The sequence below is a fragment of the Arthrobacter terricola genome, from assembly GCF_004354015.1.
GTDB classification, from domain to species: Bacteria; Actinomycetota; Actinomycetes; order Actinomycetales; family Micrococcaceae; genus Arthrobacter; species Arthrobacter terricola.
Genome location: NZ_SMRU01000005.1, coordinates 40,590 through 67,014 on the forward strand (window position 1 = coordinate 40,590; position 26,425 = coordinate 67,014).

General features: G+C 64.7%; 23 protein-coding genes, 1 tRNA gene and 2 riboswitches. Of the genes, 9 read left to right on the forward strand and 15 right to left on the reverse strand.

The features are described from left to right. Positions 1 to 113: 113 nt before the first annotated feature. Complete coding sequence (locus tag E1809_RS05365; protein ID WP_133203197.1) at positions 114 to 875, reverse strand: DUF998 domain-containing protein; 762 nt, start codon at positions 873 to 875, stop codon at positions 114 to 116. Positions 876 to 997: 122 nt separating this feature from the next. Between E1809_RS05365 and E1809_RS05370 the strand changes: the two genes are divergently transcribed. The 5 genes from E1809_RS05370 (at position 998) to E1809_RS05390 (ending at position 6,369) form a co-directional block, all read left to right on the forward strand. Beyond that, a tRNA-Arg gene (locus tag E1809_RS05370) sits at positions 998 to 1,070 on the forward strand. 1 nt (position 1,071) lies between these two features. Next, positions 1,072 to 1,527, forward strand: a complete 456-nt coding sequence (locus tag E1809_RS05375) for a DUF6314 family protein (RefSeq protein WP_133203198.1) — start codon at positions 1,072 to 1,074, stop codon at positions 1,525 to 1,527. Beyond that, positions 1,524 to 1,940, forward strand: coding sequence for an NUDIX hydrolase (locus E1809_RS05380; protein ID WP_133203199.1), 417 nt, complete (start codon positions 1,524 to 1,526; stop codon positions 1,938 to 1,940). Before E1809_RS05375 ends, E1809_RS05380 begins: the two co-directional genes overlap by 4 nt. A gap of 140 nt (positions 1,941 to 2,080) precedes the next feature. After that, a complete protein-coding gene (locus E1809_RS05385; protein ID WP_235835461.1) occupies positions 2,081 to 5,440 on the forward strand; it encodes a response regulator in 3,360 nt (1,119 codons plus the stop codon). Continuing rightward, positions 5,437 to 6,369 carry a GGDEF domain-containing response regulator gene (locus tag E1809_RS05390; RefSeq protein ID WP_133203200.1) on the forward strand — a complete coding sequence of 311 codons (933 nt, stop codon included), beginning with the start codon at positions 5,437 to 5,439 and terminating at the stop codon, positions 6,367 to 6,369. Before E1809_RS05385 ends, E1809_RS05390 begins: the two co-directional genes overlap by 4 nt. A 28-nt stretch (positions 6,370 to 6,397) precedes the next feature. Here E1809_RS05390 and E1809_RS05395 read toward each other — a convergent pair whose 3' ends face one another. Together E1809_RS05395 and E1809_RS05400 are read right to left on the reverse strand one after the other, a co-directional pair. After that, positions 6,398 to 8,311 carry an ABC transporter ATP-binding protein gene (locus E1809_RS05395; RefSeq protein ID WP_133203201.1) on the reverse strand — a complete coding sequence of 638 codons (1,914 nt, stop codon included), beginning with the start codon at positions 8,309 to 8,311 and terminating at the stop codon, positions 6,398 to 6,400. Then, a complete protein-coding gene (locus tag E1809_RS05400) occupies positions 8,308 to 9,978 on the reverse strand; it encodes an ABC-F family ATP-binding cassette domain-containing protein (protein ID WP_133203202.1) in 1,671 nt (556 codons plus the stop codon). Before E1809_RS05400 ends, E1809_RS05395 begins: the two co-directional genes overlap by 4 nt. Positions 9,979 to 10,141: 163 nt before the next feature. Here E1809_RS05400 and E1809_RS05405 point away from each other — a divergent pair, with 163 nt between their 5' ends. Next, positions 10,142 to 10,867, forward strand: coding sequence for a hypothetical protein (locus tag E1809_RS05405; protein WP_133203203.1), 726 nt, complete (start codon positions 10,142 to 10,144; stop codon positions 10,865 to 10,867). Beyond that, positions 10,864 to 11,583, forward strand: a complete 720-nt coding sequence (locus E1809_RS05410; protein ID WP_133203204.1) for a hypothetical protein — start codon at positions 10,864 to 10,866, stop codon at positions 11,581 to 11,583. Before E1809_RS05405 ends, E1809_RS05410 begins: the two co-directional genes overlap by 4 nt. A gap of 223 nt (positions 11,584 to 11,806) precedes the next feature. On the opposite strand, the gene E1809_RS05415 is transcribed toward E1809_RS05410, so the two are convergent. From E1809_RS05415 to E1809_RS05450, 9 genes are all read right to left on the reverse strand, one after another. After that, the gene (locus E1809_RS05415; protein WP_133203205.1) at positions 11,807 to 14,833 is read right to left on the reverse strand and encodes an alpha-mannosidase; all 3,027 of its coding nucleotides are present in this window, start codon (positions 14,831 to 14,833) and stop codon (positions 11,807 to 11,809) included. 168 nt (positions 14,834 to 15,001) lie between these two features. Beyond that, positions 15,002 to 15,868, reverse strand: coding sequence for a formate dehydrogenase accessory sulfurtransferase FdhD (fdhD, locus tag E1809_RS05420; protein ID WP_133203206.1), 867 nt, complete (start codon positions 15,866 to 15,868; stop codon positions 15,002 to 15,004). 115 nt (positions 15,869 to 15,983) lie between these two features. After that, entirely contained in the window at positions 15,984 to 17,357 is a 1,374-nt protein-coding gene (locus E1809_RS05425) for a molybdopterin-binding protein (protein ID WP_133203207.1), read from the reverse strand. Continuing rightward, positions 17,354 to 17,641: a DUF6457 domain-containing protein gene (locus E1809_RS26550; protein WP_165962209.1), complete on the reverse strand. Its 288-nt coding sequence runs from the start codon at positions 17,639 to 17,641 to the stop codon at positions 17,354 to 17,356. Before E1809_RS26550 ends, E1809_RS05425 begins: the two co-directional genes overlap by 4 nt. 31 nt (positions 17,642 to 17,672) lie before the next feature. Beyond that, a complete protein-coding gene (mobA, locus tag E1809_RS05430) occupies positions 17,673 to 18,290 on the reverse strand; it encodes a molybdenum cofactor guanylyltransferase (RefSeq protein WP_165962210.1) in 618 nt (205 codons plus the stop codon). Positions 18,291 to 18,327: 37 nt separating this feature from the next. Then, complete coding sequence (locus tag E1809_RS05435) at positions 18,328 to 18,828, reverse strand: HNH endonuclease (protein ID WP_133203208.1); 501 nt, start codon at positions 18,826 to 18,828, stop codon at positions 18,328 to 18,330. A 257-nt stretch (positions 18,829 to 19,085) separates the two neighbouring features. Next, entirely contained in the window at positions 19,086 to 19,853 is a 768-nt protein-coding gene (locus E1809_RS05440; RefSeq protein WP_133203209.1) for an NlpC/P60 family protein, read from the reverse strand. A gap of 4 nt (positions 19,854 to 19,857) precedes the next feature. Beyond that, a riboswitch (cyclic di-AMP (ydaO/yuaA leader) is annotated at positions 19,858 to 20,026 on the reverse strand. A 145-nt stretch (positions 20,027 to 20,171) separates the two neighbouring features. Continuing rightward, positions 20,172 to 20,990: a M23 family metallopeptidase gene (locus tag E1809_RS05445; protein WP_133203210.1), complete on the reverse strand. Its 819-nt coding sequence runs from the start codon at positions 20,988 to 20,990 to the stop codon at positions 20,172 to 20,174. A 2-nt stretch (positions 20,991 to 20,992) separates the two neighbouring features. Then, a riboswitch (cyclic di-AMP (ydaO/yuaA leader) is annotated at positions 20,993 to 21,209 on the reverse strand. Between the two features lie 140 nt (positions 21,210 to 21,349). Then, the gene (locus E1809_RS05450) at positions 21,350 to 22,045 is read right to left on the reverse strand and encodes a metal-dependent transcriptional regulator (protein ID WP_133203211.1); all 696 of its coding nucleotides are present in this window, start codon (positions 22,043 to 22,045) and stop codon (positions 21,350 to 21,352) included. Positions 22,046 to 22,332: 287 nt separating this feature from the next. Between E1809_RS05450 and serC the strand changes: the two genes are divergently transcribed. Next, complete coding sequence (serC, locus tag E1809_RS05455) at positions 22,333 to 23,463, forward strand: phosphoserine transaminase (protein WP_133203212.1); 1,131 nt, start codon at positions 22,333 to 22,335, stop codon at positions 23,461 to 23,463. 22 nt (positions 23,464 to 23,485) lie between these two features. Here serC and E1809_RS05460 read toward each other — a convergent pair whose 3' ends face one another. Genes E1809_RS05460 through E1809_RS05470 form a run of 3 tightly spaced genes read right to left on the reverse strand, consistent with a single transcriptional unit; the run spans position 23,486 to position 25,960 of the window. After that, positions 23,486 to 24,874, reverse strand: coding sequence for an MFS transporter (locus tag E1809_RS05460; RefSeq protein WP_133203213.1), 1,389 nt, complete (start codon positions 24,872 to 24,874; stop codon positions 23,486 to 23,488). A 44-nt stretch (positions 24,875 to 24,918) separates the two neighbouring features. Further along, positions 24,919 to 25,569: a DUF3027 domain-containing protein gene (locus E1809_RS05465; RefSeq protein ID WP_133203214.1), complete on the reverse strand. Its 651-nt coding sequence runs from the start codon at positions 25,567 to 25,569 to the stop codon at positions 24,919 to 24,921. Between the two features lie 7 nt (positions 25,570 to 25,576). Next, positions 25,577 to 25,960: a cold-shock protein gene (locus tag E1809_RS05470; RefSeq protein WP_133203215.1), complete on the reverse strand. Its 384-nt coding sequence runs from the start codon at positions 25,958 to 25,960 to the stop codon at positions 25,577 to 25,579. A gap of 202 nt (positions 25,961 to 26,162) precedes the next feature. Between E1809_RS05470 and E1809_RS05475 the strand changes: the two genes are divergently transcribed. Continuing rightward, positions 26,163 to 26,378: a hypothetical protein gene (locus tag E1809_RS05475; RefSeq protein ID WP_133203216.1), complete on the forward strand. Its 216-nt coding sequence runs from the start codon at positions 26,163 to 26,165 to the stop codon at positions 26,376 to 26,378. The last annotated feature ends 47 nt before the right edge of the window (positions 26,379 to 26,425 follow it).

Genomic DNA, 26,425 nt, shown 5'->3' on the forward strand with positions numbered 1-26,425 from the left:
TCAATCTTCTGTCAGCCGGGCTGCATGGAACCCTCAGCCCGGCACTTTCCCGCAAGTGCACTCATGATAATCCAAACATACCCACTCGTTAACAAGGGATTTCGCCCGACGATTCAGCGGGTTTGGAAGCGGGCCGCCCGCCTGACGTCCCGCACCCTCTGGGCGATGACCAGGCCCGCGGCGCTGAATCCGATGGTCAACGGATACGCCATCAGCCGCTCCAGGGTTCCGGGCTCGGGCACAGCCATCCGGGTCAGGCCACCGGCGACGAGGGCGACGAAGGACACCGTTCCGCAAACGAGGATGAACCAACTCGCCACCGTATGTGGCAGCCAGAGCACTCCGAGGACGAGCAGGGCGAACGCGCCGCCGATAAAGAACATGAGCGCTCCCGTGAGGTGCAATGGAGATCCAAGGTCCTCCGGCACGAGGCCCACAATGACGGTTCCGAGCCCGGATATTGCCGTGAGGATACGGATCACGACGGCGGCGGACCAGGACCTGCGGTAGGCGGCACCTGGCTGGATCCGCACGCCGGGACGGGCAGCGATACTCAGGAGCGTCGAGGTCAGCAACAGCGCACCCAACAGCATCCCGAGCCCCTGCACCACAAACGACGCATCCATGAGTAAGTGCAATGGCGAACAGACATCGCGGTGCTCGTAGATACCGCACTTGAGGGCACCGAGGTCGCTGATGAAGCCCGTCCGCCGGCTGTACGGTTCCGGTCCGGCCCAGGCAGCAATCACCGCAGATTCGGCCACGAAATACTGCACCACGCTCAGGTGGGCCCAGCCGCCGATGACCGATCGGGTCAAGGCCAGGTCCGGGACGTAGTCTCCGCGCGCTGCCGGTACCGTGATCTGGTCTCTCATGGCCGCCAGCCTACGGCAGGGCCCCGGAGGCATGGTGTCGGTGGTCGAGCCGCGTCGCCGCAGCTTGTATGCTTGAATGCGTGTCCGGACGGCGGCTCCTTGGAAACTCCTCCCCGGCACAGGCCCTCGTAGCTCAGTGGATAGAGCACGGCTCTCCTAAAGCCGGTGTCGTTGGTTCGATTCCAATCGAGGGCACTTGAAAGACCAGTCGCGCGAATCGCTCCCGGCGCCGGATCTTCGGGCCTATCTGCTCGGCGAATGGAGCATTCACCGGTCCCTTTGGGACCGCGCCGCCGGCACCCGCGGAACCTTTACCGGCGTCGTACGCTACTCGGAAACCCCCGACGGCGGCCTCCTCCTGCGCGAAGACGGAACCATGAGCTGGCCCACCCACACCGGACCGGCATTCCGCGAGTACCTCCTGCGGCCCTCGGACTCGCCGGCAGCGCTGGATGTCTATTTTCCCGACGGGAGGCCATTCCATCGGATGAGCTTCGTCGAGCACGCCAACGAGGACACGCATTGGTGCGCGCCCGACGACTACAAAGTCAACTACTCCTGGGCCGGGCCGGATGAATTCAGCTACGCCTGGGACGTCCGGGGACCCGCCAAGGACCTGCTGCTGGAATCCCGGCTGAGGAGGATGCAATGACCCAGGAACACCCGGCCAAAGACCTGATCATCGTCAGCGCAGTCTGCGTCTACGACCGCTCGGGACGGCTCCTGACCGTGCGCAAGCGCGGCACGGACAAGTTCATGCATCCGGGCGGCAAGCCCGAACCTGGCGAAACTGCCGCCCAAGCGGCGTCCAGGGAGCTGTTCGAGGAGGTCGGCATCGTCGTCGGGCCGGATGCTTTGGAACTCCTGGGGACATGGCTCGCGGTTGCCGCCAACGAGGCCGCCACGGACATCGAAGCAACGGTCTTCACTGCTCCGGGAACCTGGGGGGCCCGGCCTTCGGCCGAGATCGCCGAGATCCGCTGGCTGGACCTCGAAGCGGAGCTCCCGGACGATCTTGCCCCGCTCCTGACGGACCACGTGCTCCCCCTGCTCGGTCAAAAGTAGCGCGAGTCAAAAGTAGCGCCGGTTCGGGAAACCAGAGCCGGAATTCCCACCAGAACCATGGAGCTTTTGGCCATGTAGTGGCAAAGTTTTCTTTAACTAAATCCAGGTCTCTGCATAGACAGGTCCAGCTGGGGGATCGTATGCAATCCATTGGCGAGCGCCGGCGCAGTCCGGCCGTCGAGATCCGCGGGCGTATGGCGCGAAGGCCAGCCCTCGCGTGGCTGGCCGCTGCGAGCGGTGCCGCCGTCGCTACCCTGACGGTAGTCCTCGGCGTGTACCGGGGAAGCTCCGCAGCGCAGTCAGCCGGGGACCTCGTGATCCTTGGTGCCGCACTGATCGCTTCCGCCAGTTGCGCACAGGCCGCACTGCGCAAGGGCGAAAGCGCACGCGCTTGGTGGACCATGGCCGCGGCAATCCTACTTTGGGCGATTGGCCAGGCGATCTGGACCTTCTACGGCCTCACCCGGGACCACGACTACCCCTATCCTTCCCTCGCCGATGCCGCTTTCGTCGGTTACGGGATCCCGGCCGCGATCGGCATCTACATGTTCCCCCGTCCGCGCGCGTCCCGGGTGGCCTTCGTGCGGACCCTCCTCGACGCTGCAGTGATCGCCTCCGCCGTGCTGTTCCTGAGCTGGGCCACGGTGCTCGGCTCCATGGTCAAAGCCGAGGGGCCGGACATCCTCACCCATCTCACGGGGCTTGCGTATCCTGTCGTCGACATCGTCATGGTCTCGATCGTCCTGGTACTGACCATGCGGAGGGCTCCCGGCGAACGGCTGCGGTGGGTGTGCCTTGGTGGCGGGCTGCTCGTCCTGGCAATCACGGACAGCACCTACGTAAAACTGACCGCCGACGGCGTCACCGGGCTCACCGGCACCCCTCTCGCCGGAGGTTGGATCATGGCGTTCCTCCTGGTCGCCTTGGCCCCGATGGTCCCCTACTCGACGCGAGACAGGCCGGACCGGCGGCTCTACACCCTCGCTCTTGAACTGCTGCCATACGTTCCGGTCGTCGGCATGGTCATGGTGGCACCCATCCGGACCGGCCGACCGGCCGATCCTTTCCTCCAAGGTGTGGGAATCACCGTGTTGGCTCTGGCGGTGACGCGCCAGATCCTCATGATCCTGGAGAACATCAACCTCACGCGGGACCTCGAGTCCAAAGTCGCCCAGCGCACCGCGGAGCTCGAAGGCCTCGGGGCGATCGTCAATTCCTCGGCGGACGCCATCGTAGGCAAGTCCCTGGACGGGGTCATCACCAGTTGGAACCCCGGGGCCGAACGGATCTACGGGTACAGCGCCGCCGAGGCCATTGGCCGGCATGTCTCCTTCATCATCCCGGAGGAACTACAAGATGAGGAAGGCAAACTCCTCTCAGCTATCAGGAGCGGCAGGGAAACACACAGCTACGAAACAAAGCGTCTCCGGATCGACGGCTCCGTTGTTCCAGTCTCGCTGACAATGTCCCCGATCCGGGGCAGCAACGGCGTTCATGGAATCGCGACCATCGCCCAGGACATCACCGAACGCAAAATCGCACAGGCCGAATTGGTGACGGCCCGCGAGGCAGCGGAAGAGTCAAGCCGCTTGAAGTCGGAATTCCTGGCAACGATGAGCCACGAAATCCGCACACCAATGAACGGCGTGATTGGCTTGACCGGTCTGCTGTTGGACACCCCGTTGGAAGAACGGCAGCGCCAATACGCCGAAGGAGTCAAGGGCGCGGGCGAAGCCCTGTTGACCTTGATCAACGACATCCTGGATTTCTCGAAGCTCGAAGCCGGCAAGGTCGATCTCGACCCCGCTCCCTTCAACCCGCGGACCCTGGTGGAAGAGCTCGCCGCGCTCATGGCCGAAGCCGCCCAAGCGAAGGGCCTGGAGCTGATTGCGTATTGCCGGCCGGACGTTCCGGCGATGCTCGTGGGCGACTCGGGCCGCATCAGGCAGATTCTGCTCAATCTGGCCTCGAACGCCGTGAAGTTCACCCCTGCGGGCGAGGTGGTCATCAGCGTCAGGGTAGTGGAACGAAACAGCACAACCGTGCGGGTGCGCTTCGAAGTCCGTGACACGGGAATCGGAATCGATGCCGAGGACCACCTCAGGCTCTTCGAATCGTTCTCGCAAGCGGACGCTTCCACCACCCGGAGGTACGGAGGAACCGGCCTTGGCCTGGCCATCTCACGGCGGCTTACCGAAGTGATGGGCGGCGAGATCGGGGTAGACAGCTCACTCGGGAACGGCAGCATCTTCTGGGCAACCCTTCCGCTGACGCCAGCGAGTCCGGCTGCAGATCCGCCGTCGATCTCGCCCGACCAACTGACCGGACTCCGGGTCCTCGTGGTCGACGACAACGCAACCAACCGTTTGGTGCTCGAGAATCAATTGGCGGGTTGGAAGATGGTTCCCGAAGCTGTGGGCGACGCCCGCCAAGCCTTGGTCCGCTGCGGTGAGGAGTCCAAGGCCGGGCATCCCTTCGACATTGCCGTGCTCGACATGTGCATGCCGGACATGAACGGCCTGGAGCTGGCCCGGCAACTGAGCACCGATGCCGCCTTGAATTCCACGCGGATCATCATGCTGACATCCACCATGAACGTAGATAAGGCCGACCTTGTGGCCGCAGGGGTCCGGGAGTGGTTGACGAAACCAGTCCGCAGTTCCGAATTCTATGATCGCCTGATGCGGCTCGTGGCGAGCCGCCCGGCGGCCGCGCCCGTTGCGGCTCCCACGCTTCCTGTGAGCATAAGCCAGCCGTCACGGGGCCTGATCCTGGTGGTGGAGGACAACGAGGTGAACCAGCTCGTAGCGCGGAGCATGGTCGCGAAACTGGGGTACGAGGTCGACGTCGTCTCTGATGGAAGCGAAGCGGTCGCTGCCACAGCGGCGACCCGTTACGCGGCGGTCCTGATGGATTGCCATATGCCTGTCATGGACGGCTTCGAGGCAACGAAGGCCATCCGGGCGCGGCAAAATGGCGGCAAGAGGCTTCCAGTGATCGCCATGACGGCGGGTGCCCTGGATGAAGACCGCGAGCGGTGCCTAGCGGCGGGGATGGACGACTACCTCACCAAGCCGGTGGACATGGACAGACTCGAAAAGGTCCTTGACCGGTGGATTCCCGACGCCTCAGCGGAAGGTCCGGTAGGACCCGCGCTGGATCCCGCCCGGCTGGACATCCTGCGGGACCTCGGACCATCGGACGGGATGGGGTTGCTGCCAGCCGCCGCCCTGGCCTTCCGGCAAGACATCCGACCCAGCCTTGATGCGCTCCGCCAAGCCCTGGACAACGGAGGACGTGAGGCCGCCAGGCAGGCGGCGCACAAATTGAAAGGATCATCGGCGAATATCGGCGCGGTCCGGGCGGCCAAGCTGTGTGCGGAAATTGAACGCAGCGCAGCAACGTCGCACGCTGTTGACCCGGCCCTGCTGGCGAGCCTGGAAGACGAACTCGCGCTCGTCGACCAAGCCTTGGAACGGGCCCTGTCGGTGGCGCGATGAAGGTGCTCGTAGCGGACGACGACTTCGGCTCGCGCTTGGTTGCCCAGGCTGCGGTCGAACAGTCCGGACATGACTGCATCGTGGCCGCCGACGGCACGTCCGCTTGGGAGCTCTACCAGCGAAACCGCCCCGAAGTAGTGGTCACGGACCTCATGATGCCGGGACTCGACGGCTTGGATCTTTGCCGGGCAATCCGCTCCGCGGAGGAAGATTCCTACACCTACCTCGTCCTGGTGACCTCGAAGGATTCACACGCGGACGTGGTCGCGGGAATGGAGGCCGGGGCGGACGACTACGTGGCCAAACCCCTTGACCCGTTCACCCTGCATACCCGGCTCCTGGTGGCCCAAAGAGTCACCTCGCTGCATGCAGACCTCGCCCGCTACCGTGAGGCACTGGCCGAACAAGCCCGAACCGATCCCCTGACCAAACTCCACAACCGGCTAAAGCTCGCGGAAGACCTCGAAGAGTTGCACGATAGAAGCGCACGCTATGGAACGGACTACAGCGTGGCCATTTGCGACGTCGATAACTTCAAGAGTTACAACGACCTTTACGGCCACCAGGCTGGAGACGCAGCGCTTCAGGCGGTTGCCAACTCACTGGCCAGCGAAGGACGGAAGAGCGACGGAATCTACCGCTTCGGCGGGGAGGAATTCGTCCTCTTGCTTCCCGGCCAAAGGGTAACCGGCGCTGAAACACGCCTCCTGCGGGCGCTGGAATCGATCCGCTCGCTGGATATTGCCCATTCCGGGAATCCCTCCGGCACCCTGACGGTGTGCGCCGGAGTCTCAGCCTACGTTTCCGGGCACCGGGTCAGTAGCGAAAGGCTCCTCAAGGAGGCAGACATGGCTTTGTACTCGGCGAAGAACGCCGGACGGAACCGGCTTGAAATTGCTCCGGAGGTCCGCCACATCGTCCGCAGCTGACGTCGACGCCACGGGAACCTGCCGGCCGTCACAGCTCCGGGAGCGCCTCCTGGGCAACCGCCGCGGCCTCGGCAAACTGGGTGTTGTAGAGCTCGGCGTAGCGGCCATCCGCAGCAAGGAGCTCTGCATGCGTTCCGCGTTCGATGATCGAGCCGTCTTCCACCACCAGGATGACGTCCGCGGCACGGATCGTGGAGAGCCGGTGGGCAATCACGACGGCGGTACGCCCCTCGAGCGCCTCGCCAAGGGCCGCCTGGACGGCGGCTTCACTCGTCGAGTCGAGGGCGGCCGTGGCTTCGTCGAGGATGACCACCCTCGGCTGGGCGATGAGCAGTCGGGCGATCGTGAGGCGCTGGCGCTCGCCGCCGGAGAGCCGGTAGCCGCGCTCCCCCACCACCGTCTCCAGGCCGTCCGGCAACGAACGGACCATGGCCTCGAGCCGCGCACGCCGCAGCACGTCCCACATTTCCTCGTCGCTCGCTCCCGGGCTCGCGAGCCGCAGGTTGGAGGCAATGCTCTCGTGGAAAAGGTGCCCGTCCTGGGTGACCATGCCAAGCGTGGTCCGCAGCGAGTCGAAGGTGGCGTCCCGGATGTCCAGGCCGGTCCCCGGGCCATGCCCGCCGAGACGTACCGCGCCGGAATCGACGTCGTAGAGCCGGGAAAGCAACTGGGCCACCGTTGACTTGCCGGCGCCGGACGAACCGACCAGCGCCACCGTCTGGCCCGGCTCTACCCTGAAGCTGATGCCGTGCAGGACTTCCTCGCCACCACGGGTGTCCAAAGTGGCGACGTCCTCGAGCGACGCGAGCGAAACCTTGTCCGCGGACGGGTATCCGAATCGGACGTCATCGAATTCCACGGCAACAGGCCCGGAGTCCACGGCAACGGCGTCGGGCTTCTCCTGGATGAGCGGCTCGAGGTCCAGGATCTCGAAAACCCGCTCGAAGCTGACCAGGGCACTCATGATCTCGATACGCGCGTTGGACAGCGCGGTGAGCGGTGCGTACAGGCGGGTGAGGAGCAGCGCCAGCACGACGACGTCGCCCGCTGCCAGCTGCCCGCCGAGCGCAAGCCAGCCGCCCAAGCCGTAAACAAGCGCGAGCGCGAGGGCCGAGACCAAGGTGAGTGCGGTGATGAAGGTGAATTGCAGCATCGCAGTGCGGACCCCGATGTCCCGCACGCGTCCGGCGCGCAGGGCGAACTCGGCGGACTCTTCGTCCGGGCGGCCGAACAACTTGACCAAGGTGGCGCCCGGCGCTGAGAAGCGTTCAGTCATCTGGGTTCCCATTGCGGCGTTGTGGGTCGCAGCCTCGCGCCGCAGGTCGGCGAGCTTCGAACCCATCCGCCGGGCCGGGATGAGGAAGACCGGCAACAAAACCATGGCCACCACCGTGACCAGCCACGATGTGTTGAGCATGACCAAGAGCGTGAGGACCAAGGACACGAAGTTGCTGACCACGCCGGAAAGCGTGCCGGCGAATGCCGACTGGGCGCCGATGACGTCGTTGTTCAGCCTGCTGACCAGGGCGCCGGTGCGGGTCCGGGTGAAGAACGCGATGGGCATGCGCTGCACGTGGTCGAAAACCCGGGTGCGCAGGTCGACGATCACGCCTTCACCGATCACCGACGACAACCAGCGGGTCAGCAGTCCCAGCCCGGCGTCGGCAACCGCGACCGCCGCAATGAGCCCGGCGAGGCCGATCACGATGCCGGCCGCGGAATGGGCGATGATCGCGTCCACCACCCGGCCGGCAAGGACAGGCGTGGCAACGGCGAGGAACGCGCCCACGATGGAAGAGACCACGAACGCGATCAGCTTGTTGCGGTACGGCTTGGCAAAAGCCAAGACGCGCCTGATGGTTTCCCGGGAGAACGGCTGGGAGCCGCTCTTGGCACGGCTGATGTTGTAAAGCGAACGCCAAGCGACGCCATCCATGCTCATGGCTGGTGATTCCCCATTCCGGAAGTGTGGTGCAGTTCTGTTACGGTGCCGTCCTCGAGATGCCATCGGGAATCGAGGCGGACGTTTTCGAGCAGGCGGCGGTCATGCGTGACCAGCAAGACGGCGCCGTCGTAGCTGTCCAAGGCTTCCTCAAGCTGCTCGATTGCCGGCAGGTCGAGGTGGTTGGTGGGCTCGTCGAGGACCAGCAGGTTGACCCCGCGGGCTTGGAGCAGGGCAAGGGCGGCGCGCGTGCGCTCGCCCGGGGACAACGAGTCGACAGTCCGGGAGGTGTGGTCCGCTTTGAGGCCGAACTTGGCCAGGAGCGTGCGGACATCCGCGGAACTCCAGTCAATCAAAACGGCTTCGACGGCGTCCGCCAACGGAAGGTGCCCCGCCAAGAGTCCCCGCGCTTGGTCCACTTCGCCGATCGCCACCGACACGCCCATTGAAGCCTCGCCGGCGTCCGGCGTTTGCGTCCCGAGCAGCAGGCGCAGGAGGGTGGACTTTCCGGCGCCGTTCGGACCGGTGATTCCGATCCGCTCTCCCGCGTTGAGCTGCAGGTTGACCGGCCCCAGGGTGAAGTCGCCTTGGCGCGCGACGACGTCCCGCAAGGTTGCGACGACGGAACTGGACCGGGGAGCCTGGCCTATGCTGAACTGCAACTGCCACTCTTTGCGCGGCTCCTCGACCTCTTCGAGGCGGGCGATGCGCGATTCCATCTGCCGGACCTTCTGGGCCTGCTTTTCGGAGGACTCGGTGCTCGCTGCCCGGCGGATCTTGTCGTTGTCCGGGTTTTTCCTCATGGCGTTGCGGACGCCCTGCGAACTCCATTCCCGTTGGGTCCGCGCACGCGCAACGAGGTCGGCCTTGGTGTTGGCGAATTCTTCGTAGCGCTCGCGCGCATGGCGCTTGGCCACTGCGCGTTCTTCGAGGAAGGAATCGTAGCCGCCGTCGTAGACCGCGACGCTGTTCTGCGCGAGGTCCAGTTCGAGCACTTTGGTGACGCAACGAGCCAGGAATTCGCGGTCGTGGGAGACCAGCACCGCACCGCCACGCAGGCCCTGGACGAAGGACTCAAGCCGTGCCAGTCCGTCGAGGTCGAGGTCGTTCGTGGGTTCGTCGAGGAGGACGACGTCGAAGCGGCTCAGGAGCAATGCCGCCAAAGCCACCCTGGCAGCCTGGCCACCCGAGAGTCCCGTCATGGGGGCTTCGGGTCCGGCGTCGAGCCCGAGTTCCGCCAGGACGGCAGGGATCCTGTCCTCAAGGTCGGCAGCTCCGGAGGCCATCCACCGGTCGAATGCGAACGAGTAGGCGTCGTCAGCGCCAGGCGCGCCTGAAGCGAGCCCTTCCGCGCTTTCTTCCATGTCGGAAGTCGCCTGGGCGCATCCGGTACGGCGGGCGATGTAGGCGGCGACCGTTTCGCCCGGGGTGCGTTCGTGTTCCTGGGGCAACCAGCCCACGAAGGCATCGCTGGGCGCAAGGCTGACCGTTCCGCCTTGCGGGCGGTCGGCTCCGGCGAGGATCCGCAGCAGGGTGGATTTTCCGGCGCCATTGGCGCCGACGACGCCCACCACATCGCCGGGGGCAACGGTGAGGGACAGTTTGGAAAACAAAGTGCGGTGACCGTGGCCGCCGGAGAGTTCTTTGGCGACAAGCGTTGCAGTCATTAGTCAATCCTCTCACTGCCCGCCTGGCGGGCGGGCATGGAAGAACCCGCTGGTCCGGACTTGGGGGGTGTGCGGACCAGCGGGTTCGAGAATCAAGCATAATTCAATGTGCGCTGATCGTAAAATTACAGTGCTACAGAAGCCGTCCAGCAGAAAGTGGTTCATGTCCCTTCCTTCCAAGGCGTTCCAACACTGGCTGCACGGGATCGCACCGAACACCAGCACGGCCGACGTCTGCCGTTCCTCGGGAGTGAAGCGCACCACACTCGCCCAGCAATTGGTTCGCGGCAAGGTGGCTGAGTCGTCGTTGGTGAGCATCAGCCGGGCCTTTGACGTGAATCCCTTCGATGCGCTGGCGCACTTCGAGGCGTATGCCGCGCTCCGCGGGACACCGGTGCCGCCGACGGACGCCGAGCTCGTCAGCCAGGTTTCCACGATGGACATGCTCCGCGCCGTCGTGGACCGTTCGGAGCACCCCGACGGGCTCCGGACGCTGGACTTGGCCGGCACGCCGCACCCGAGTTCCGTCCGGAACTGGGTGGACGCGATCGACGACGGCGACTTGCGGCACCGGGTCAGTGACGCCGTCGGGATCGCCCCACAAAACTTTTCCGCCTACTTGACGTCCAACCGGCTACCTCCGGAGCTTGCCTTGGCGACGTCCCGGGAGGCCGGCGTCGGACCGGCCGGCGGCCTCGTGGCGAGCGGACTGGTGACGGAAGCCGAGGCAGGTTGGCCCTCCGGTGCACGCTTGGACGCCTTGAACCGGCTTAGCGATGGCGAACTTGCCCTCCTGGCCGGCGAACGACTGCAGGCCTTCGGAAAGAGCCTCCGCCGCCAGGAACATGAGCTCGACCGAACCCAGCGGATCTGGGACAACCTCGCATGACCGATGTCCTTGCGTGGGCCACTTTTGGTGTTTGCCTGGCCCTGACCGGAATCCGGATTCCCAGCGCCTTGCGTGGCGAAAACCGGATGATGTTCGTTTTGTTCGCACTCATTTCCCTCGACATCCTGCTTAGCCTCGAGGTCCCGTATGAGTTCCTGGACGGGCTCATGGGCGGCTTCAATGTGTGCAACCTCCTGCTCCGCTTCCTGCTCTACGGGACTTTCCTCCTCATGGGCATCAAAGTGGCGCGGGCGTTCGGTTCGAGAGGCGGGGAACGTGCCGTTCGGGGGCCGTGGGGAATTGCGGTCCTGGCGATCACGGCGGTCCTGACGGCTGTCCTTTTCTTCTCGATGGATACCTCCGGATCCACCGTTGGCCTGGAGGACCTGGATCCGGAACCGGCCCTTGACCTTTACTCCGCCTTCGGCCGGGCTTACCCCGGCTATGTGTCCGCGTGCCTCGTTCCCGGCATCTGGCGATCAGTCCGGAGCTCCGGCCCGGCCCTCCTGCGGGCCGCCTCGGGGATGCTGCTCGCGGGGCTCGCCTTGTTGATCGTTTCGCAGGTCTTTCCGCTCATTCCGGATTCGAACGCGTGGCTGCGGCCGCTCATCAACTACTCGGCTGCCTTGGCGAGTGCCCTCGGTTTGGGCGGAATCTGGTTGTCCAAGACCATTGCGCGCCGGACTGTCCGCGCGATACCTTCAGATCAACGGTAAAAACATACCGTGTAACCTCTTTCGCAAATCCATTATATCGTGCCATAATAATGAATGTGTGAAGGAGACGCAGCCTGACGCTCGAATCAATGAACGGGTTTCAAGGGTCTGTGGCGCGTACCGGAGCGCATTTGGGGGGATGAGTGGTGGCGGGCTGTTGGGGACCGCCCCCACTCAGCCTTTTTAAGCGGTCATTTCCCGCCCGACTTCCCGCGCTGATTTCTCAGCGGCTGAAGCGCAACGTCACCAATTGGAAGGGCCGAAGGGTCAACTCTGCCGCACCGTCTCCAGGCACGACGCCCGGAGTCTTGAGCGGACGCTCCAGCAGATCCACCGCTTGCACCCCGCGGGTAGTGAAGTTGGCCGTGATGAGTCCCTCGGAACGTTCGCCCAGCGATTCGTAGAGGCGCACGATGACATCCCCTGATCCATCCTCGGCAAGTTTGACGGCCTCAATGACCAACGCCTGGTTGAAGACGGTGAACAGCGGCTCGGCCGGGTTCCCACCCGTGACAATCCTCGGCGCGAGGTTGCGCCGGTAGCCTTCTTCGACGGCGTCACCGATGCTCGCGCCAGGGCGGATGCTGAGGTCGAGGACGTGAACACCGAGGTCGGCCTGCGGGTCCGGGAATTTGGGCGCCCGCAACAGCGAAACACGCACGTTTGTTGTGGTCCCGCCGTCCTCGCGGATGGCGCGCGTGACGTCATGCCCGTAGCTTGAAGCGTTTGAAATCGTGACGCCGTATCCGGGTTCTCCAACGTGGATCCAACGGTGGGCGCAGATCTCGAACTTGGCGACTTCCCACGACGTGTTGGTGTGGGTTGCCCGGAACACGTGCCCGAACTGGGTTTCCGAGGCCGACCGGTCTGCGCGGACATCCAGCGGGAAGCCGATCTTCAGCAGCTTCTCGCGCTCTTGCCAATCCACGGTGGTGGAAATGCCGAGGGACTCGGAACCGGCTTCAAGGGAGATACGCTGCGTGATGGTGGACGATCCCACCGTCCGTTCAACCACGACGACGGCGTCCCACCCGGCGCTCTCCAGCGTCACCGAACGCGCCTCGACTACCGAGACGACGTTCCTGCGGTAGAACGCGTCAATGTCCCAGGCGTCCCATTCGTTGGGAGTGTCCCGATGCAATTCAAGGTGGTTCCCGAACTGCCCCGGGGCAATCGCTTCGCGCCCGCTGGCATGGTCCAAGAGGGACGTCAGGAGGCCATTGGCATCGATCACGGCACGGATGATGCCGTTGTCCAGGACGTAGCCGCCCGCGCGTTCCGTGACGTCCACGGGGTTGTCCGCGCGGACAGGCTCGGCGATGGCCAAGGCGGGCACTCCGCTGCGCTCCTGCGGTGCCGCGTTGAGCAGGAAGGCGGTCTCCCCTTCACCGAGCAGTGCTGCCGCGGCCCTCGCGATGATGGCTTCCAAATCGCGGGCTATCGCCGCATAGTTCCGCTCGGCATCCTGGTGGACCCACGCAATGGCGCTGCCCGGCAGGATGTCATGGAATTGCTGCAACAGCACGAGGCGCCACAGGCGCTTCAGTTCCTCCGCCGGGTAGGTGAAGGAACCACTCGAGCGCACTGTCGCCGTCGAGCACCAAAGTTCGGCTTCCCGCAACAAGTGCTCGGAGCGGCGGTTGCCTTGCTTCGTGTTGGCTTGGCTCGTGTACGTTCCCCGGTGCAGTTCGAGGTACATCTCCCCCACCCACACGGGAAGATCGGGATATTCCGCTTCCGCCTGTGTGAAGAATTCTTTCGCGGTTCCCATGCGCACTTTCGGCGAGCCCTCGAGGTTGGCCGTGCGGCGCGCCGCGGCGACCATTTCACGCGTAGGTCCGCCACCGCCGTCGCCATAGCCGAACGGCACAAGCGAAACGTTTCCCCGGCCATGCTCACGGTAATTCCGCTGGGCGTGGGCGAGCTCGCGGCCATGGAGCTCCGCGTTGTAGGTATCCACGGGCGGGAAATGGGTGAAGAGCCGTGTGCCGTCGATGCCTTCCCAATTGAACGTGTGGTGCGGCATCCGGTTGACCTGGTTCCAGGAGATCTTCTGGGTGAGGAACCAGCGGGAGCCTGCGGACTTGACGATCTGCGGAAGGGCGCCGGAGTATCCGAAGGAGTCGGGGAGCCAGGCTTCCTGGCACTCGATCCCGAATTCCTGCAGGAAGAAGCTCTTGCCTTCCACGAATTGGCGGGCCATGGCTTCGCCGCCGGGCATGTTCGTGTCCGATTCCACCCACATGCCGCCCACCGGCATGAACTGGCCCGCCTTTGCCTTCTCCCGGATCCGCACGAACAGTTCCGGATAGAACTCCTTCATCCACGCCAATTGCTGGGCCGAGGAGCAGGAAAACACGAAGTCCGGGTTCTCATCCATCAGTGACACCACGTTTGAGAAGGTCCGCGCGCACTTCCGGATGGTCTCGCGCACCGGCCACAACCAGGCTGAGTCAATGTGCGCGTGGCCCGTCGCAACCAATTCGTGCGCCGAAGCGTAGGCTGGACGGCCCAGGACTTCAGCAAGGGCTTCCCGTCCGGGCGCGGCAGTGCCGGCGACGTCGTCCGGGTCCATGAGGTCCAGCATGCGTTCAAAGGCGCGGAGGATTTCGTGCCTCCGGGGAAGGTCGAACGGCAACTCGTGCATGAGCCCGCTCAGGGTCCAGACGTCCTGGTAGAGCTCCCAGACAACCTCGTTGAGTTCCGCGATGGCGATGAGGCCCAGACGGTACCTGGGCTCGTCCCCGGATGTCGCCTTGTCACCCATGGGTGTTGCCGCGAACGTCCACCCTTGGGTCACGTCCGGGTTGGCTGCCGCTTCGACGTAGAAGTCCACGGAAAGGCCACCGCCAAGCAGCTTCAGGGGAACATGCCGATTCCGTGGAGAGATGGCCTTGATGATTGTGCCGTCCGCCCGCCACGCAATGCCCTCGCATTGGAATCCCGGAGCGTCGTTGCTGAAACCGAGGTCGACGACGATTTCCACGGCTGTTCCTTCGGCAGCGCCCCAGCCTTCCGGAACCTCTCCGCGGAGGCGCAGCCACTTGGTGCTCCACGCCTTTCCCCAGGCCGCGCCGTGCTCCTGGGGTTCAAAGATTTGGTGGAGTGCGTCCGAGACGGGAACCGGTTCCCCCGGCGCATCCCAACTGCTCAGTTCCAACGGCACCGCGCGGCCGTAGATGGCAGGGGCGATTCGCTCGCGGACGAAACGTTCGAGCCGCTTCTCGGTAATCAGGCGGTCGTCGTGCAATTCAAGTCCCCTTTGGCGCCGGGCTGGGTAGGGAGGCTTCCTTTACCGTCGCAGGCAGCCTAGCGAGGCAAGGTTGCCAGCCGGTGGAAACAACGGTTCCAATCGATGGATAAAATCTACGTTGTTCCCGGTCAATAGCCAAGTGATCGACGACTATCCAAACAGGCACTAGAGCGTTGCCGGAACGCCTACCCTCTCGCTGCCGGCATACACGTTCAAACTGGTGCCCCGGCTGAATCCGACCAAGGTGAGGCCCGTGTCCTGGGCAAGTTCCACCGCGAGGCTCGACGGCGCACTGACCGCTGCGAGCACCGGGATTCCGGCGAGCGCGGCCTTTTGCACCAACTCGAAGGACGCCCTGCCCGAAACCTGCAAGACCGTCCCGCGGAGCGGCAGCAGCCCTTCGCGCAGCGCCCAGCCCACTACTTTGTCCACGGCGTTGTGCCGTCCCACGTCCTCGCGCAGGCACAAAAGTTCGGGTTCGCCGTCGTCGTGGATCCGGAAGAGTCCCGCAGCGTGCACGCCGCCGGTCTTGTCGAATACGGCCTGCGCTTCGCGAAGCCTGTCCGGAAGCGACGCGAGGACTTCTACCGGGATAGCCAGCGGGTCATCGGCCGGGCTGAAGTGCGATGATTTGCGGACCGCCTCGATGGAGTCCGTACCGCAAATCCCGCAGGAGCTGGACGTGTAGACGTTTCGTCCGATCTCGGGAAGGACGACGTCGGGCCGCAATTGTGCTTCAACCACGTTGAAGGTCTGGACGCCGTTCTCGTCTTCGCCGGCGCAGAAACGCAGTGAGATGAGTTGTTCGGCGTCCCAGATAACGCCCTCCGAGACGAGGAAACCCGCCACGAGGTCGAAGTCGTCACCCGGGGTGCGCATCGTCACCGAGAAGGACAGATGGCCGAGGCGCACCTCCAACGGTTCTTCGACGGCGAGGAAATCCTCGCGGAAACGCACCGGGTGCTCGAGCGCCTGGGGAGAGCCGTCCAAGACGAAGCGATGAATTTTACGGCGCTGTGTCACGCGTCCCATGTCAGGTACCTGCCCTTCCCGCGGCTGCGGAACGCTTGGGGAGAAGCATGCGTGTTCATTCCACCATCATTGCAAGGCCTGAGCCGCGATTCCAGCCGTGTCCATCCCAGGACGCTCAGCCTGTCAGGGCACTCCAGTCGACAGGTCCGGAAGGACCCTTGCGCGCCGACCTGGTGGACGGCTTCTTTGCCTTGTCTTCCTGTGGCTTGGGCTGCGGCAGCGGTGGTCCCCAAGGTAGCGGGAAGGCCGGAACCGATTCGCCCATCTGCACACCGTGGGGCGGCACCACCATGACGCCGTCGGCGCTGGCCAGTCCGCGCATCATCCCGGAACCGGCATGCTGGGCGGGCGAAGCCAGGCCGTACACGAACCGGAACGGAAGCAACCGCGTGCGTCGAGGGTCGGCGTCGAGTATGGCACCGCAAGGCACCTCGCCCACCTCGTCGAGTTTTCCGTGGCCAAGTGCCGCAAGCAGCGGCGCCCCGATCGTGAAAAGGACCATCATGGCGGCGAGCGGATTGCCCGGAAGGCCGAGGACAAATCGGCCGTCAGGCAGTTCGGCCAGGACCGCCGGGTGTCCCGGACGCATCGCGATGCCGTCGATCAGCAGCCTGCCTCCCAATTCAGCCACCGCGCGCCGGAAGTGGTCCGTTCCGGACTTACCCGTACCGCCCGTGGTGATAACGACGTCGGCGGGTGGCGTTTCTGCTGTCGGCTCACCTTCGTCAAGGCCCGCGAGCCATTCCTCGTAGGAGTCCCCCACCTTGACCTGCCCGCCACGGATCCCGCCAAGGAGTTCGACGACGGCGCCCAGTTGGGGTCCATAGGTGTCGCGCACGCTGCCGGGAGCCGGGATGCCCGAGGTCACCACTTCGGATCCGGTCAAAAGGAGCTTGACGACCGGTTTGCCTAGGACTTCGAGCTCGTCCCGTCCGGCCAACGCTGCCAAGGCAAGGTGGGCCGGGTTCAAGACGACGCCCGCCTTGATCAGCAGCTCGCCCTCCTCCGCTTCCTCCCCCGCTTTACGGATGTGTTGCCCGTTGCGCGGATCCCCCGGCTTGGCGGTTCCGCCAAGCGCGAGTACCGGCAGGCCGTCGTCGTCCGTTGACATGATGCCGCTCTCGCTGCGGAGCACGGCCTTCGCCCCGGGCGGTACCAAGCCTCCGGTGACGATCGGACTGGCTTGGTGGGGCGCCAAGCGATGGCCCGGCTCAACGAGGATCCACGGCCCGCTTCCGTTGACGGCCCAACCGTCCATGGCCGACGAGGCGTAGTGCGGCAGATCCTGGAGGGCATGGACATCAGACGCGAGGATCCTGCCGAGGGAGTCCTTTAACGCGGCCGGACCGGACGGAATGGGCGTCGCGCAGTCAAAGGCGAGTTGCCGGGCTTCCGCCCACAAATGGTCGGCGTGGTGGCCGTGCCCGTGATCTTCGTTATCGCTATCCGGCTGGGGATGATCTGCGCCTTGCGGGGGGCCTTCCGTCATCCGGCGTCGGTTTCCTCATGGGTATAGTCCTTGGCGAGCGTGCGTGCCAGGCCCAACGCAGCGTCCACCGACGCGGTTTGGGTTGCCTGGCCCGAGCCCGCGGCAAGGCCGGCAGCCAGGCCTGCAATGAAGGTAGTCAACGGTGCTGCCGGACGGACAACCGAGTGGGCAGCTACCCCGGCCAAGGACAGGATCTCGTTGATATCGAGTTCAACGTTCTCAAGCTCGAATGCTTGCAGCAGGCTCCGGCACCATTCCTCAAGCGTTTCTTCCTGGGTCTTCACGATCCGCCTCCACAGTCCCTGTCCAGCAGTTTCACGGCAGGTCGCCGTTCACTCCGAGCGCCGCCGCATCGTCCCAGGTGTCCACGTCATCCGTGGAGCCCTCCGGGACCGGTACCGCCAGCAGATCAAGACTAGCAAGCAGGCGGAAGACCGAAGCGTTGGCGAGGCCGCCTTGCCCGGCCGCGGCGCGCACTTCCCGCTGCAGGGCGGACAAACGGTAGATTCCGAGCAAAGGCTGCTTCCGGCCGTCAGGCGAAACAGCCATGGCCCCTTCGGTACCCGTGTTTTCGGTATCGGCATTGCGCGCCAGTTCCGCCAGCAGGACCGGAACGGCATCGCCGGCATGGGGCATATCGCAAGCCAGCACGAGGATCCACGGGGCGCCGCCTTCGGCGTTCATATCCAAAGCGAGCAACCCCGCTTCGATCGCGGCGGCAGGCCCGGCGAACGGCGGATCCTCCCGGGCGGTCAGCGTTCCCGCCGGCAGGGTGCCGGGATCAGGCCCGACGACGGCGACCCTCCCGGCCCCGCGCGCAGCCGCAAAGGCGCGCCCAAGGAGGGTGTCGCCGTCGTACTTTAACTGGGCTTTGGGCACGCCACCTAGACGGGAGGACTTGCCGCCCGCCAAAATCACCGCATCGAAGTCCACCCGTCCAGATTACCCGGCAGGCAGCCTCATCTCCGGATCAGGCCGCCGATTCGGGCAAGAGGAAGGGATCCCATGCAGGCGCAGGTTTCTCAAGCTCTTTGATTTGCCAGATTGTCCCAGTGGGTGGCGCGGGAGTGAACCTCAGCTTCCAGCCCATCTCGGCCGGTGTGTGGTCACTCTTGGCATTGTTGCACCGCAGGCACGCCGCCACGAGGTTTTCCCAGGAATCCGCGCCGCCCCTGGATTTGGGGTGGACGTGGTCAATAGTGTGGGCTGCTTTCCCGCAATAGGCGCAACGGTGTCCGTCGCGGCGAAGCACGCCGCGGCGAGTGACCGCCGTGACCCGGTTGTACCTCGGGCGGATGTAGCGATTGAGAAGAATCACGGAGGGTCGTCCGAGAATCTCCTGTGGCCCGACGACAGGCTCGTCGCCTTCAGCCACTACGCTCGCTTTTCCCGTAAGCACAAGGACCAGCGCCCGGCGGAAGGTTACTACCGCCAGCGGTTCATATCCAGCATTCAGAACGAGTGTGCGCATGCACGTACCTCTTCACGGCCGCACCCGTCAGGGGCGCGAGGGCCGGCTGCCCTCTGCATGTACGGGCTGTGGATCGACATGACAAGAGTAAGCAGTCAATTGCCAAATCAACGAATCCACAGGCCGGTTCCGGAAGACTGTAGGGCAATGTTCACGTGCCGTACATGCGGCGGGCACGGGCAGGGGAACCCGTGAAGGCGCGATTAAAGACAACGTCCCCGCTGCCGAAAGGCAACGGGGACGTTGTAAAAAGCTGATTAGCCGCCGACGCGGATGAAGACCGGGCCCGAACCAACGTTGACGCTGTACAGAGCGGTGGTGCCACCGTTCCAGCCACCGTGGACAGCCATGCCGTTACCGACGTAAACAGCGATGTGGGGCATGCCCATGCCGCCGTTCTGGTAGTAGACGAGGTCGCCCGGCTGAGCTTCAGCGGCGCTGACCGTGCGGCCAAGGGAGAGGTAGTCGGCCGGCCAGCCGTGGAAGTGGATACCGACGGCAGCGAGTGCGTTGGTGGCCAGGGCGGTGCAGTCCTGGGCAACGCCGAGCTGTGCGTAGGCAGCGGCGGCAATTGCTGCACCCTGGCCGCTGGCAAGCTTCGCAGCAGGGGAAGGAGTGGAAACGGCCAGGGTTGCCGTGACGCCGCCAGTGGTGGCGGTAGCGTCGTTCTGCGTCGCAGGAGTTGCTTCCTGGACGGCTACCGGAGCCTGGGCGACAGGAGCGGCTTCGGTGGAAACAACCGGGCGCTCGTACTTGATGGCAACCGAGGAGTCGGCTGCGATGCTGGCTTGGGCGACGGACTGGACTTCCAGGGTGGAGGTCGCAGTGGATTCGCGGGGGACGTTGGTTTCGGCAGCGTTTGCTGCGATACCGCTGGTAAGGACCAGTCCGGACGCAGCCGCGATAACGGCTGCCTGACGGCCTACGCCACCGGCGTTGCTGCCGACCGTCTTGGCGATAACGGCAAGCGAGTTGGTCTTAGTGACCGCGGCACGGTGGCGCGCAAGAGTAGAGCGTGAAGACACGTGAAAGGCCTCTCCCTATGCCCGCGAGGTAAGCTGTCGGATTCGGATGGGAGTCATCCGGCCGCACGCTCTTCCTTTCGGAATCGCGCACGACTTAACCCCAAGGCCATCCGTGAAGATGACCAAAAGTGGGTCCCCCGCCTCTGCCAGACGATGTTTTGCGAACGGAGACCCGGGCAGTGGCAGAGCTAGGCAATCCACCCGGGTGCATCAACTCTCTAAAAGTTGATGCGAGTTAGACGGTACAGGAGTTTGGAGCGAAAGTCACATTCAGGTCACGGAGCGTGACAATCATGCGATAGACGACCATCGGATTGGCTACAGCCAGCCCATTGGGTCAACGACATCGCCATTGACCATCACTTCAAAATGCAGGTGGCAACCGGTCGAGGCACCCGTGGTTCCGCTCAAGGCGACGACGTCTCCGCGGCTGACCGTTTGGCCCACCTGGACGTTGAACGACGACAAATGGTTATACGTCGTTTCCAGGCCGTTACCGTGATCCACCACAATGCGGTTTCCGCCGCCATAGGGGTGCCAGCCGGCGAACGTTACCTTCCCGGCCGCAGCGGCGTGCACAGGGGTCCCGCACTGGGCCACGAAGTCCTGGCCCCGGTGGAATTCCCCCACGGCACCCGTAATGGGATTCACGCGATAGCCGAAAGGCGACGACGCGACCAAGGTATCCAAGGGGGCACCCAAGGTGCCCTTTGAAGAGGAAACCTGGATTGAGCCGACGGATTGCGCGCTCAAGAGCTGCTTGAGCCTGCTGTCCGGGTCCGCCGTCGTCGAAACCGCGGCGCGGCTGAAGTCGATGGTGGCGCTGGCGGACGCTGGAATCTCGGGCTGCGTTCCCACGGCGGCCGAGGCCTGGCCCGACTCTGACGTGGCAGTCAGGGCGCCGGTGCCTGGCATGGTTACAGTCAGGACGAGGCCCGTGACCGCGAGGGCCACGCCAGCCTTTTGGCCCACTCCGCTGGCTGCCGCAAACTCGGCCATTTGACGCAAGGGACCCTTGCGTCGGCGCACTTCGCGCTGCGAATCCCGTGGGCGGCCTGGCGCGGGAACGTTAGCGGTTCGCAGCTCAGCAGTAGGCCCGGACGCGCGTCTGCGGCCCCTGGTGGTCTGCGTGGTCAAGATTTTCCTCTCTGACAAGCCTGCGAAGTTAGCTGTCGGATTCGGGTCAGAGAGTTCGAAGACCCGGTCCGCGTAGAGAGGCACGGAACGCGGGCAGCCCGATCAAGGGTCCCGCGATTTGCTCTCCGCTGCGGACTTCACCCCAAGGCTGCATTTCGGCAACCGCTGATGGTTCCCCCGCTTCTGCCAGTGAATGGACTAATCCAGCTGATCCGCTGGCAGAACTAGGCTCCGGATCAGGTAACGCTTTGGTATCGGCGCTAGTCGTTAACTATAGGGGATTAACCCCTGTAGTAATAATTTCGTTATCTTCCCGGCAGAGGTCCGGCGAGGAGTCCGGCGACAGCTCTGCAGGCGCGCTAAGCCACCGTGACAAAGACGTGCGAAGCAACCTCCGGCGGCAGCTCGAGGGCGCCGTCGATGTTGGGAACGCGGACCGAAATGTATTCGCCAACGCGCTCCAGGGAAACCCTGGCCCCGGGCCGGATTCCGCCCTCGTCCAGCTGGACCAGGAGCTCCGGTTCCACCTGGATGGGCTCGGCCAGGCGACTGACCGTAACGCGGTTGTCCGGCGAGTAGTCGTCCATCGCGTCCAGGAGGTTGACGACGCCGTCGGCGAAGGCGTGGGACGCCGTTCCGCCCAAGGCCTCGAGCCCAGGGATCGGGTTGCCGTAGGGAGACTCGGTGGGGTGGTCCAGGAGCTCGTAAAGGCGCCTTTCCACACGCTCGCTCATGACGTGCTCCCAGCGGCAAGCTTCGTCGTGGACGTAGGCCCAGTCCAGGCCGATGACGTCGGCGAGGAGCCGTTCGGCGAGGCGGTGCTTGCGCATGACCTCGGTGGCGCGCTTGCGGCCGAACTCGGTCAATTCAAGGTGGCGGTCATTGGAAACGATGACCAGGCCGTCGCGCTCCATGCGTCCGATGGTCTGGGAAACGGTGGGACCCGAGTGCCGCAGGCGCTCGGCGATGCGTGCGCGAAGAGCCACGATGTTCTCTTCCTCAAGCTCCAAAATGGTCCGAAGATACATCTCAGTGGTATCGATCAGATCCGTCATCCAGCTCAGCTCCTCGAGCGCAGTATCTAGTGTGGTTTCCACCGTGCCGCAGCCGGCCGGGCAAAGGATCGACCGGTCGCCCCAAGTACCGGCGCCAGCTCCAAGCTTAGCTTATTTGGAATTACTCCGGATAATTCCCAGGCCGGGCAGAAGCTTCCACGTGGCGGACTATGACACCTTCGGTTCTCCACCCGCATCCGGCGTCAGGCAGAATTGGGAAGTCAAAGGGGCATGGTTGCCACCTGCCACGACCCATCTAGGCCGCTACTTCACCATTGGAGCATCCCGTGAGCGACAACAGCATCACCATCCCCGCCGATCTGCTGCCCAAGGACGGCCGTTTCGGCGCCGGGCCCTCCAAGGTCCGCCCCGAACAGATCGAGGCCTTGTCCGCCGCCTCGGCAAAGATCCTCGGTACCTCGCACCGCCAGGCGCCGGTCAAGAACCTGGTGGGTTCCGTCCGCGAAGGCTTGAGCCAGTTCTTCCGCGCGCCTGAGGGCTACGAGGTGATCCTCGGCGTCGGCGGCTCCACCGCGTTCTGGGACGTCGCAAGCTTCGGTCTCGTGGAGAAGAAGGCCCAGCACCTCTCCTTCGGGGAGTTTGGTTCGAAGTTCGCTTCAGCCACCAACAAGGCGCCGTTCCTTGAGGCTTCCTCCATCATCACCTCCGAGCCCGGGACCCGCCCGTCCCCCAAGGCCGAAGCGGGCGTCGATGTCTACGCATGGCCGCAGAACGAAACCTCCACCGGTGTGGCTGCCCCCGTCAAGCGCGTGGATGGTGCCGACGACGGCGCCCTCGTCCTCGTCGACGCGACCTCCGCGGCCGGTGGACTGGACGTGGACGTCGCCGAGGCGGACGTCTACTACTTCGCTCCGCAGAAGAATTTCGCTTCCGACGGCGGGTTGTGGCTTGGCCTGTTCTCCCCCGCGGCCATCGAGCGCGCGGCCCGGGTAAAAGCGAGCGGCCGGTGGATCCCCGATTTCCTGGACCTGCAGACCGCGATCGACAACTCCAAGCTCAACCAGACGTACAACACTCCGTCGCTTTCCACCCTGGTAACGCTCGACGCCCAGGTGCAGTGGCTAAACAGCAACGGTGGCCTGGACTTCGCTTCCGGCCGCACCGCGGACTCCGCCGGCCGCGTGTACAGCTGGGCCGAGGCCTCCGAGTACGCTACTCCGTTCGTTGCCAAGGCCGAAGATCGCTCCAACGTCATCGCCACGATCGACTTCGACGATTCGATCGACGCCGCGGCCGTGGCCAAGGTACTTCGCGCCAACGGAATCGTGGACACCGAGCCCTACCGGAAGCTTGGCCGCAACCAGCTCCGCATCGCCACTTTCGTCGCGATCGAACCGGACGACGTCTCTGCGTTGCTGGCCAGCATCGACTTCGTCGTGGGTGAACTGAAGAAGTAATTTATCCGCCGCCTTCTGGTGGTCAGGAGTTATCGGCGTCGTCCGGGTGGGGATCCCGGGCGGCGCCGGACCTTTTAACGCCGTCGACGTCGGTTGGGGCCTTATGACCGTCAGCGTCCGCGGGCCCGGCGGGATGCTGGAACTCGCCCGGCCGCTGCGCCTCGATCCGGAGGAACCGGAGTCCGCGCGCGCTCCGGTCGAAGCGGAGACGGAGCTGCCCGGCACTGACAATCCAGACGAGGCCCACGGCCGCGGTGATGATTCCCGCGGCCGCTGCCACGCCGACGGCCCATCGCGGGCCGGCAACGTTGGATACCCAACCGACAAACGGCGCGCCAATAGGTGTTCCACCCATGAAGATGGCCATATATAAGGCCATGACCCTGCCCCGCACCGCGGGATCGGTGGTGGATTGCACATACCCGTTGGCACTGGTGACCATGGTCAAGGCGAACAGGCCGCAGGGAACCAGGGTGATGGCGAACACTGTGTAGTTCGGTGCGAGCGCAGCCAATCCGCTGGCGATGCCGAATCCTCCGGCCGCGGCGAAGATAAGCCGCAACCGTGGCCTTCCGCGTCGGGCCGCCAGCAGCGCTCCCGCCACGGAGCCGATGGCCATGACCGAGTTCAGGAGGCCGAACGCGCCCGCGTCCAGTCCGAATTGCGTACCCACCATCGCCGCGATGAAGAGGACAAAGTTCAGCCCGAACGTGCCCATAATGAAGACCGCCACAAGGACCACGATGATGTCCGGCCGGTTGCGCACGTACCGGAAACCCTCGCGGATGCGCCCTTTGCCGCTGGCTGCCCGCGGCTGCGCCCGCAAGGTCGACGCCGGGATGGCCCGGATCGCGGCAAGCATCGCAACGAAGGTCACGGTGTTGATCATGAAGACCCAGCCCGGCCCGATGGCCACCGTCAGAACGCCGGAGATAGCGGGACCGATCATGCGGGCGACATTGAAAGATGCACTGTTCAGCGCCACGGCGTTGGCGAGGTAGTCCTCTTTGACCAGTTCTGAGACGAACGTCTGCCGGACAGGTGCGTCGAGGGCGGACACGACGCCCAAGAGCAAGGCGAACACATAGACGTGCCACAACTGCGCTGCCCCGCTCAAAACCAGCAATCCCAGTCCCGCGCTCAATAGCGCCATGGCGGATTGGGTGACCACCAAGAGCCTGCGCCGGCTGTAGCGGTCGGCGAGCAGGCCGGCCCACGGTGCCAGGAACAATTGCGGTCCGAGCTGAAGCGCCATGGTGACACCCATTGCACCGGCATCCTGGTTGCTCAAGTGCGCAAAGACCAGCCAATCCTGGGCCGTACGCTGCATCCACGTGCCCACGTTGGAGATGAGGGCACCGATGAACCAAATACGGTAATTAAGGACACCCAGCGATTTGAAGGTGGACATCAGCTTCCACCTTCAACAGGTTCGCTCGCCGGGTTGGTCAAAGGTTAGTCAGCCTCGATTTCGTCGTCGAAGCTTTCCTCGTCGTACTCGTCGGCGTCGTGCACTTCGTCCTGGTCCGCAACCACGGCCTGCTCGTCGTCCGCCGCGGAGGTGTCGCCGTCGTCGTCCTGGTCGTCGTCCTCGTCCGGGGCGTCGGCGCCCAGGGCCTCGGCCGCCGCCAGTTCCGCAGCAGCCGCTTCGTCTTCGGGACGGACGCGCTTTGCCCACGGCACCCACTCGGGAGCGAGGATCGAGTCCTCCGACGGCAGGAGCCCAAGCTCGCTGACCGTCACCACCTTGGAGCGCGAGTTGCGAGTGACCACCGCGTACCACTGCCAGCCTCCGTAACCGGCGAGCCGGGACTCAAACAAGTGCGTGACCACGCGCTCGCCTTCGGAACGGGCCGCGATATGCGGCCCGATCTCGGCAGGCTTGGCGATGGTTTCCACGGCCGCGCGGGCGACGTCGACGGCGGACGCGAGGAACGCGTCCGGCTTGCCGACGCGCCACACGGGGATCCCGGCACGTGGTTTCACCGCTGCCGGCTTCCGCCCGGAACCGGATACGGCAGGTCCTGCCGCGACAGCTCCTGCCGTTGCTGGAGCGGTGCCATCACCGTTTTCTCCAGGGTTGGTCCCTGCGGATTCCGATGTCATGGCCCGCTTAGGCTTCCAGCTCGTTGGCAACCTTGCGGAGGGCCGCCGCGATGGCCTTGCCCTTGGCACCTTCCGGGTACTTTCCGGCCGACAACGTTCCGGAGAGGTTGTCCAGCACGGATACGAGGTCCTGCACCAGGGGCGCGAGTTCGCGGGCATTCATGCGCTTTGCTTTCGCGATGGACGGCAACTTCTCCAGCACGCGGACTCCGAGTGCCTGCGCGCCCCGGCGCCCGTCGGCGACGCCGAACTCAACCCGGGTGCCTGCCTTCAGGTCCGCTACGCCCTCGGGCAGGGCGGATTTAGGCAGGAATACTTCCTGGCCGTCCTCTGCCGCGAGGAATCCGAAGCCTTTGTCCTTGTCATACCACTTGACCTTGCCGGTAGGCACTTAATCAACCTTCTTCGTTCTTTGGGAGACACGACCCGCTCGCGACCGCATCCGCAGGGTACTGCGGGAACAGGGGTAACGGCGTGGTGCGCGTTGGTCTATTGATCCAAGGTTATCGTGCCCGGCCGGGGATTCCCGCTTTGAGACCGCGCGGACCTTTCGAACCCTTCTCGAACCCTTCGGGGCTGTTAGCGTTACTTCCATGATTCCCCCTGGCTACCGCCGCGCGCTCACGATTGTTGCCGCCGTCGTCGCGGTCTTCTCCTTGGCCGCCGTCGGCGTGGTCATGGCGGTTGCTTTCGCCAATGGCGTGCCGCCGGTCTGGGTGACATCGACGGCCCTTTACGGGCTGCCCCTCGCATTCATCCTGATGGCTGCGCTCATCGTGGACTCCATGTGGACGCGCCGCCGCCAATGAGCGGGGCGAAAGCCCGACGGCGGGCGAAGCTGGCGGTAACGTTGAAC

Excerpts from the sequence above, each read along its gene's own strand:
- fdhD (WP_133203206.1), bottom strand. The coding sequence starts at position 15,868 with ATGGGACGCGTGACACAGCGCCGTAAAATTCATCGCTTCGTCTTGGAC.
- E1809_RS05365 (WP_133203197.1), bottom strand. The coding sequence starts at position 875 with ATGAGAGACCAGATCACGGTACCGGCAGCGCGCGGAGACTACGTCCCG.
- E1809_RS05400 (WP_133203202.1), bottom strand. The coding sequence starts at position 9,978 with ATGACTGCAACGCTTGTCGCCAAAGAACTCTCCGGCGGCCACGGTCAC.
- E1809_RS05425 (WP_133203207.1), bottom strand. The coding sequence starts at position 17,357 with ATGACGGAAGGCCCCCCGCAAGGCGCAGATCATCCCCAGCCGGATAGC.
- E1809_RS05435 (WP_133203208.1), bottom strand. The coding sequence starts at position 18,828 with ATGCGCACACTCGTTCTGAATGCTGGATATGAACCGCTGGCGGTAGTA.
- E1809_RS05380 (WP_133203199.1), top strand. The coding sequence starts at position 1,524 with ATGACCCAGGAACACCCGGCCAAAGACCTGATCATCGTCAGCGCAGTC.
- E1809_RS05405 (WP_133203203.1), top strand. The coding sequence starts at position 10,142 with ATGTCCCTTCCTTCCAAGGCGTTCCAACACTGGCTGCACGGGATCGCA.
- E1809_RS05390 (WP_133203200.1), top strand. The coding sequence starts at position 5,437 with ATGAAGGTGCTCGTAGCGGACGACGACTTCGGCTCGCGCTTGGTTGCC.
- E1809_RS05410 (WP_133203204.1), top strand. The coding sequence starts at position 10,864 with ATGACCGATGTCCTTGCGTGGGCCACTTTTGGTGTTTGCCTGGCCCTG.
- E1809_RS05395 (WP_133203201.1), bottom strand. The coding sequence starts at position 8,311 with ATGAGCATGGATGGCGTCGCTTGGCGTTCGCTTTACAACATCAGCCGT.
- E1809_RS05460 (WP_133203213.1), bottom strand. The coding sequence starts at position 24,874 with ATGTCCACCTTCAAATCGCTGGGTGTCCTTAATTACCGTATTTGGTTC.
- E1809_RS05450 (WP_133203211.1), bottom strand. The coding sequence starts at position 22,045 with ATGACGGATCTGATCGATACCACTGAGATGTATCTTCGGACCATTTTG.
- E1809_RS05465 (WP_133203214.1), bottom strand. The coding sequence starts at position 25,569 with ATGACATCGGAATCCGCAGGGACCAACCCTGGAGAAAACGGTGATGGC.
- E1809_RS05475 (WP_133203216.1), top strand. The coding sequence starts at position 26,163 with ATGATTCCCCCTGGCTACCGCCGCGCGCTCACGATTGTTGCCGCCGTC.
- E1809_RS05385 (WP_235835461.1), top strand. The coding sequence starts at position 2,081 with ATGCAATCCATTGGCGAGCGCCGGCGCAGTCCGGCCGTCGAGATCCGC.